This window comes from Mesorhizobium sp. M7A.F.Ca.US.006.04.2.1 (genome assembly GCF_004022915.1).
In the GTDB taxonomy this organism is placed as follows: Bacteria; Pseudomonadota; Alphaproteobacteria; order Rhizobiales; family Rhizobiaceae; genus Mesorhizobium; species Mesorhizobium ciceri.
On record NZ_RZQA01000214.1, the window covers coordinates 1 to 8,009 of the forward strand.

6 protein-coding genes are annotated in these 8,009 nt (G+C 64.6%); all 6 read left to right on the plus strand.

Translation table 11 applies throughout. The annotated features are described in order from the left end of the window. A partial coding sequence (locus tag EN925_RS13845) for a transglutaminase family protein (protein WP_128336620.1) occupies nucleotides 1-2,616 on the plus strand: 2,616 nt, incomplete at its 5' end. Nucleotides 2,617-2,622: 6 nt separating this feature from the next. Further along, the gene (locus EN925_RS13850; protein WP_063173000.1) at nucleotides 2,623-5,034 is read left to right on the plus strand and encodes a circularly permuted type 2 ATP-grasp protein; all 2,412 of its coding nucleotides are present in this window, start codon (nucleotides 2,623-2,625) and stop codon (nucleotides 5,032-5,034) included. A gap of 3 nt (nucleotides 5,035-5,037) precedes the next feature. Beyond that, the gene (locus tag EN925_RS13855) at nucleotides 5,038-5,922 is read left to right on the plus strand and encodes a transglutaminase family protein (RefSeq protein WP_013529827.1); all 885 of its coding nucleotides are present in this window, start codon (nucleotides 5,038-5,040) and stop codon (nucleotides 5,920-5,922) included. 84 nt (nucleotides 5,923-6,006) lie between these two features. Further along, nucleotides 6,007-7,113: a DNA topoisomerase IB gene (locus EN925_RS13860; protein ID WP_127369741.1), complete on the plus strand. Its 1,107-nt coding sequence runs from the start codon at nucleotides 6,007-6,009 to the stop codon at nucleotides 7,111-7,113. A gap of 107 nt (nucleotides 7,114-7,220) precedes the next feature. After that, nucleotides 7,221-7,595: a YciI family protein gene (locus EN925_RS13865; RefSeq protein ID WP_013529829.1), complete on the plus strand. Its 375-nt coding sequence runs from the start codon at nucleotides 7,221-7,223 to the stop codon at nucleotides 7,593-7,595. After that, nucleotides 7,592-8,009: sigma factor (locus tag EN925_RS13870; protein WP_281040645.1), on the plus strand; the 418-nt coding region annotated here is incomplete at its 3' end. The genes EN925_RS13865 and EN925_RS13870, both read left to right, overlap by 4 nt.

Here is an 8,009-nt window from a genome sequence, read left to right on the forward strand (position 1 = left end):
GGCCTGCTCACCGGCGAGAGCCATGTGCCGCTGGCCGCCACGCCGCATTTCCGCAACGCGGCCCCGATTTCCGGCATGGCGAGCTTCGCCAATGTCGAATTCGGCTTCGAGATGCGGGTCGACCGCATCGCCGAACATCCGCGCATCACAAAGCCATTTTCGGACGAAAGCTGGCAGGCGCTCGACGCTCTGGGCAACAAGGTCGATAAAGCACTTGCCGCCGGCGACGTGCGGCTGACGATGGGCGGCGAGCCGACTTTCGTGTCGATCGACGATTTCGAGTCGGCCGAATGGAACACCGCCGCCGTCGGTCCCACCAAGCGCGAAAAGGCCGACGAACTGATCCGTAAACTGCGCGAGCGCTTTGCGCCGGGCGGCTTTCTCCATTACGGCCAGGGCAAATGGTATCCGGGCGAAAGCCTGCCGCGCTGGACCTTTTCGCTCTACTGGCGTGCCGACGGCCAGCCGGTGTGGAGCGATCCGTCGCTGATCGCACGCGAAAAGAGCGAGGCCGATATCGGCCCGAAGCAGGCCGAAAGCCTGCTCACCGCGATTGCCGGCGAACTCGGCATCGACAAGGCCATGGTGAGCGAAGCCTATGAGGATCCGGCCGAATGGCTGCTCAAGGAAGGCAAGCTGCCCGACAATGTCGATCCGTCCAACTCCAGGCTGGAGGATCCGGAAGAACGCAGCCGCATGGCGAAAGTGTTCGAACGCGGGCTGACCAAACCGTCCGGCTATGTGCTCCCCGTCCAGCGCTGGAACAGCCAGGCATCGGATCCGCGCTGGCGTTCGGAAAAATGGAAGACGCGGCGTGGCCGGCTGTTCCTGGTGCCAGGCGATTCACCGGTCGGCTACCGGCTGCCGCTCGGCACGTTGCCCTATGTGCCGCCGGAGCAATTCCCTTATATCGTGCCGGTCGATCCATCACTGCCACGCGGCCCGCTGCTCGCGCGTGAAGCCATACTGGCCGGACCGGCTCCAGCCGAACTGGAAGGCGCCGACGAGATGGCGCGCCGCCAGCAGGCGGCATCGTTCACCGCTGCGACCGGCCAGCAGGAGCGGGTCGAGCAGGAGATCACCGAGATTGGCGGCGCGGTGCGCACCGCACTTTCGGTCGAGCCGCGCGATGGCCGGCTTTGCGTGTTCATGCCGCCGGTCGAGGCGCTGGAAGACTATCTCGAACTGGTCGCGGCGGCCGAGAACGCGGCGAAGGCGATAGGCCTTCCCGTGCACATCGAAGGCTATGGCCCGCCGCACGATCCGCGCCTCAACGTCATCCGCGTCGCGCCTGACCCAGGCGTCATCGAGGTCAACATCCATCCTGCTTCCAACTGGCAGGATTGCGTGGCGACGACGACGGCGATCTACGAGGAGGCGCGGCAGACACGGCTTGGCGCAGACAAGTTCATGATCGATGGCCGCCACACCGGCACCGGCGGCGGCAACCATGTCGTGGTCGGCGGTGCGACACCCAATGACAGCCCGTTCCTGCGAAGGCCGGACCTGCTGAAGAGCCTGGTGCTGCAATGGCAGCGCCATCCGTCGCTGTCCTACCTGTTCTCCGGCCTGTTCATCGGGCCGACCAGCCAGGCGCCACGCTTCGACGAGGCGCGTCACGACTCGCTCTACGAGCTTGAGATCGCTATGGCGCAGGTGCCGCATCCAGACCAGGGCAACGCACCCTTGCCATGGCTGGTCGACCGGCTGTTCCGCAATTTGTTGACCGACGTCACCGGGAATACGCATCGTTCGGAAATCTGCATCGACAAGCTGTTTTCGCCCGACGGACCGACCGGCCGGCTGGGGCTGGTCGAATTCCGCGGCTTCGAGATGCCGCCCAATGCGCGCATGAGCCTCGCGCAGCAACTTTTGGTGCGCGCCATCATCGCCCGTGCGTGGAAGAACCCGCTCGACGGCCGCTTCGTGCGATGGGGCACTTCTCTGCACGATCGTTTCATGCTGCCGCATCATGTCTGGGCCGATTTCCTCGACGTGCTCGACGACCTCAAGCTCAACGGTTTTGAGTTCCGTCCCGAATGGTTCGACGCCCAGCTCGAATTCCGCTTTCCGTTCTGCGGCGAGGTTCAGCATGCCGGCATCAAGCTGGAACTGCGCCAGGCGCTGGAACCGTGGCATGTCATGGGCGAGCAAGGCGCGATCGGCGGCACCGTGCGCTTCGTCGATTCCTCGGTCGAACGGCTGCAGGTCAAGACCGAAGGGCTGAACCCGGAGCGCCACGCAGTCGTCTGCAACGGCCGCATCGTGCCGATGAAGGTCACTGACAATCGCGAAGTGGCGGTCGCAGGCGTGCGGTTCAAGGCCTGGCAGCCGGCATCCGGCCTGCATCCGGCGCTGCCGGTCAACACGCCGCTGGTCTTCGACATCTATGACCGATGGTCGGGCCGTGCGGTCGGCGGCTGCGTCTACCATGTCGCCCATCCCGGCGGGCGCAATTACGACACCTTTCCGGTCAATGGCAACGAGGCGGAAGCTCGGCGGCTCGCCCGCTTCGAACCGCGTGGCCATACGCCATCCGCCTATGTGATCCGTGAAGAACAACCGGCGGAAGATTTCCCGATGACCCTTGACCTTCGGCGGCCGGCAAGACTCTGATCAGCAATGGCAAAGGGGAATCACAAGAGGGGACGCGGCAAGCCGCAGACCCACAGCCTGCTGGAGCACTACCAGCCTATCGACGGCGTCGTCGACGAGATGGTCGATGCATCGGGCAATCCTCGCCCGGCCTGGAAGCATTTTGTCGAGGCGCTCGAGGAACTCGGTGCTGAAAAGCTCGGCCAGCGCTTTGCCCGCGCCGACCAGTATCTGCGCGATGCCGGCGTTTATTACCGCGTCTATGACAAGGCCGGCGCCAATGAACGCGAATGGCCGCTGGCGCATGTCCCGGTTCTCATCGAAGAGAGCGAGTGGGCGGCGATCAGCGCCGGCCTCGTGCAGCGCGCCGAACTGTTCGAGGAAACCATCGCCGATATATACGGGCCGAACCGGCTGGTCGAAAAAGGCATCCTGCCGGCGGGATTGATCGCCGCCAGCCCCGAATATTTGCGGCCTGTCGTCGGCACCAAGCCGGCCGGCGGCCACTTCCTGCATTTCTGCGCCTTCGAGCTCGGCCGTGGACCTGACGGCCAGTGGTGGGTGCTTGGCGATCGCACGCAGGCGCCGTCCGGCGCCGGCTTCGCACTGGAAAACCGCGTCGCCACCACACGCGCGCTGTCCGACATCTATGGCGAGATGCATGTGCACCGCCTTGCCGGCTTTTTCCGCCGTTTTCGCGACGCGCTGATCGGCATGGCCAAGGAGACCGACGGCCGCGTCGCCATCCTCACGCCGGGGCCGCTCAACGAAACCTATTACGAACACGCCTACATCGCCCGCTACCTTGGCATCATGCTGCTCGAAGGCGAGGATTTGACCGTTTCAGGCGGCCGGCTCATGGTACGCACGGTTTCCGGCCTGATGCCGATCAGCGTGTTGTGGCGGCGGCTCGATGCCGCCTTCGCCGATCCGCTCGAACTGCGCCCGGATTCGCAGATCGGCACGCCGGGCCTGGTCGAGGCGATCCGCCAGGGCGCGGTTGCTACCGTCAATGCGCTTGGCTCCGGCCTGATGGAGACGCGTGCGCTGCTCGCCTTCCTGCCCAAGATTTCACGGGCCTTGCGGGGCGAGGAATTGCTGCTGCCAAGCGTCGCGACATGGTGGTGCGGGCAAGCAACCGAACGCGCGCATGTGCTGGCCAACATCGATCGCATGGTGATCGGCCCGGCGCTATCGACGAGACTTGCCTTCGAGGATGACGATTCAACGAAGCTCGGTTCGGCGCTGTCGGCCGGAGAGCGGGCGGAGCTGGTGGCGCGCATCGAACGCGATGGCGGCGATTTTGTCGGCCAGGAAGCGGTGACGCTTTCGACGACGCCCGTCTATGTCGGCGGGTGGCTGGAGCCGCGGCCAGCGAGCCTGCGCGTCTACCTGGCGCGAACGCCGGAGGGCTGGACGGTGATGCCGGGCGGTTTTGCCCGCATCGGCCTGTCGCTCGACCCGACGGCGATCGCCATGCAGCGTGGCGGCCAGGCAGCGGATGTCTGGGTTGTCAGCGACAAACCGGTGGAGCGCGAGACGCTGCTGCCGCAGGAAGGCGACAGTTTCAGCCGCACCAGGCCCGGCAGCCTGCCCAGTCGCGCGGCGGAGAACCTGACCTGGCTCGGCCGCTACATCGAGCGCTCGGAAGACACGGTGCGCATCCTGCGCGCCTACCATGTGCGGCTCGCCGAAACGTCCGACCCGGACATGCCGCTGCTCGCCGACATCAGGGATTATCTCGAACCTTTCGGCATCGACGTCGAGACGGCGATCCCGTCAGGGCTGATAGGCACGCTGGATAGCGCGGTCTACAGCGCCGGGCAGATTCGCGACCGCTTCTCGCCCGATGGCTGGCTGGCGCTGAAGGACCTGTCGAAAACCATCCATCAGTTCGCAACGACGGTCGCGCCCGGCGACGACGCGACCCGGGCGATGACAGTCATCCTGCGTAAGCTCGCCGGCTTTTCCGGCCTGCTGCACGAGAACATGTACCGCTTCGCCGGTTGGCGCTTCCTCGAGATCGGCCGCCGGCTGGAGCGCGGCATCCAGATCTCCCGCACGCTGTCGCGGCTGACCAGCGCCAAGGCGCCGGACGGCGCGCTCGACATGATGCTGGAGATCGGCGACAGCGTGATGACCCATCGCCGCCAATATCCGGTGCAGGCCGGCCGGCGCACGGTGATCGACCTGCTGGCGCTCGATCCGCTTAACCCGCGCTCCATCCTGTTCCAGCTCGAAAGGCTGAAGGCCGAAATCGGCCTGTTGCCGTCGCTCGGCGGGGAGGGGCAAATGTCGCCGGCGGCGAAGGAAATCCTGCAGCTCAACACCCAGATCGCCATCAAGGAGCCTTCGGATATGACGGCAAAGGCGCTGGACGAGCTCGCCCACGAAATCGGCGGCCTCTACAACAGCCTCGCCAAAGCCTATTTCGGATAAATCATGCTCTACGATATCAGGCTTCATCTCCACTATGATTACGCTTCCGCTGCCGGCGGCGGTCGTCATCAGGTGCGCGTGCTGCCGTCGACGATATCAGGCGTGCAGCGCGTCATCGCCGCATCACTGTCCTTTGCGCCGGCGCCCAACGAGCGTTCCGACTTTTCCGATTTCTTCGGCAACAACGTCACCTCGATCGCCTTTCGCGACGCGCATGATGCGCTCGACATCAGGATGAGCGCCCGCGTGTCGGTGTCTCGGCCCGAGCCCGGGCTCGACGTGTCGCCCGATATCGCCCGGCTCAGGCAGGAGCTCGCCGCGGTGCGGTCTCTAGCACCTGATGCACCGCACCATTTCCTGACGGCCAGCACCCATGCCGGCATCGACGATGCGATCACCGCCTACGCACGCAGCAGCATCGCCGGTTCCGCCGCCAGCACGGCCATGAACCTGTGCCATCGCATTCATCGTGATTTCACCTATGACGGCGAGGCGACGACGGTGCGGACCCGGGCCAGCGATGCCTTCAGGCTGAAGCGCGGTGTCTGCCAGGACTTTTCGCATATCATGATCGCCGGCCTGCGTGGGCTCGGCATTCCCGCTGGCTATGTCAGCGGCTTCCTGCGCACCATCCCGCCGAAGGGCAAGCCCCGGCTGGAAGGCGCCGATGCCATGCATGCCTGGGTCAAGGTCTGGTGCGGGCGCGACGCAGGCTGGCAGGAATTCGATCCGACCAACGGCATGCGGGCCAGCAACGACCATATCACCGTCGGCTACGGCCGCGACTATTCGGACGTAGCGCCGATCGTCGGCGTGCTCAAGACCACGGGGGGACAGGTCGGCGAGCAGGCTGTCGATGTCATTCCGGTTGTGCTCGAGAAAGCCTGAAGGCAGGCTCGACACCGTTTTCGGACGGCGCGTGGAACCAGCGGTCGGCCAGTGGCTTATCTACGGAATTCGCGTGGAGCCGACATGTTGCAGAAATCCGGATTGTCGCCCGGCCGACCGGCTGGCGAGGACGCTGTATCGCCAGATGGCGTGTTCAAAAACGGGGCACAAAGCTCGGCCGATCATGCGTCGCTTAGTTATGTCAGCGATGCCGAGCCTGGTATCCGGCGGCTGAAGACAGGCAAGGGGTTTTCCTACAAGGGACCGGACGGACGGACGGTTTCGGACGCCACCAAAGCCCGCATCGAGGCGATCGTCATTCCGCCGGCCTGGACGGATGTGTGGATTTCGCCCGACGCGGACGGCCATATCCAGGCAACCGGCAGGGACCAGCGGGGACGCAAGCAATATCGTTATCATCCGCAATGGGCCGAAGAGCGCGATGGTGCCAAATATTCGAGCCTTGTCGCATTCGCCGAGAGCCTGCCGGACCTGCGGCACAGGGTCGATAGCGATCTGCGCCGTCGTGGCTTGCCGTTCGAGCGGGTCGTCGCCGCGGTCGTCTGGCTGCTCGACAACACGATGATCCGCGTCGGCAATGCCGCCTACGCCCGCGACAACAAGAGTTTCGGGCTGACCACGTTGCGCGACCGGCATGTCGATATTGTCGGTTCAAGCCTGCGCTTTGCCTTCAAGGGCAAGTCGGGCAAGGAGTGGAAGCTGAAGCTGGCCGACCGCCGCATCGCCAGGATTGTGCGTGGCGCGCAGGACCTGCCAGGCCAGAAGCTGTTCCAGTATCTCGATGAGGATGGCGACAGGCGGCCGGTCCGCTCCGAGGACGTCAACCGCTATATCCGTGAGGCGGTCGGTGACGCCTTCAGTTCGAAGCATTTCCGCACCTGGGGCGGCACCATTCACGCCGCGTCGCTGTTTGCGCAAACGGAACTGCCGCAAAGCCAGACGCAGCGAAACAGGGCGATGAACAGCGTCATCGACAAGGTTGCCGAGCGGCTGGGCAATACGCGTGCCGTCTGCCGCAAATGCTATATCCATCCGCGGGTCTTCGAAGCGTGGTCCGAGGGACGGTTGCTGGATGAAATGGCGCAGGCCAACAAGCGCAAACGGGCGATTGCCGGTCTCGATGACGAGGAAGCTCTCGTGTTGCGATGGCTGAAACTGGGAGAAAGCTGACCGACGCGGCCGACGGTGGCCAAATCCGTCACATCTGGATTTTTTTATCGACGTCATGTCGGGATCGGTCTTACTGTTTCGTCCTTTGACAGAGAAAAGGACCAGCCATGCTCTACGCAATCCTCTGCTATGCCTCCGAAGATGTCGTCTGCTCCTGGAGCAAGGCACAGGACGACGAGGTCATGGCCAATCTCCTCGACGTTCAGGACAAGTACGCCAAGGCTGGTCGGCTCGGCCCGGTGGCACGGCTTCTGCCGACCACGGCCGCGACGACGTTGAGGAAGGTCAAAGGCGAATCGGTCGTCATCGACGGGCCGTTCGCCGAGACCAAGGAACAGTTTCTCGGCTTCTACACGCTCGAATGCGCCGATCTCGACGAGGCGGTGGAGTTCGCCCGCGAGCTTTCCGAGGTCAACCCGAGCGGCGGCTCCTATGAAATCCGGCCGGTTTCGGTCTTCAACCCAACAACGGTTTCCGCATGACCGAAATGGCCTGGATCAGCTCCGCGATCAGCGCCGCCCGCCCGCAGGCGATGGGCGCGCTGCTGCGTTATTTCCGCGATCTCGATACGGCGGAGGAAGCTTTCCAGGACGCGTGCCTCAGGGCGTTGAAGAACTGGCCGCAGAACGGGCCGCCGCGCGACCCGGCGGCCTGGCTGATCTTCGTCGGCCGCAACAGCGGCATCGATGCGGTGCGCAAGCGCGCCAAGCAGGCGCCGATGCCGGAGGAAGACCAGGTTTCCGATCTGGAAGACGCCGAGAGCGATATCGCCGAGCGGCTGGACGGGGCGCACTACCGCGACGACATATTGCGGCTGCTGTTCATCTGCTGCCATCCTGATCTTCCGGCAACGCAGCAGATCGCGGTGGCGCTGCGCATCGTCTCCGGTCTCACCG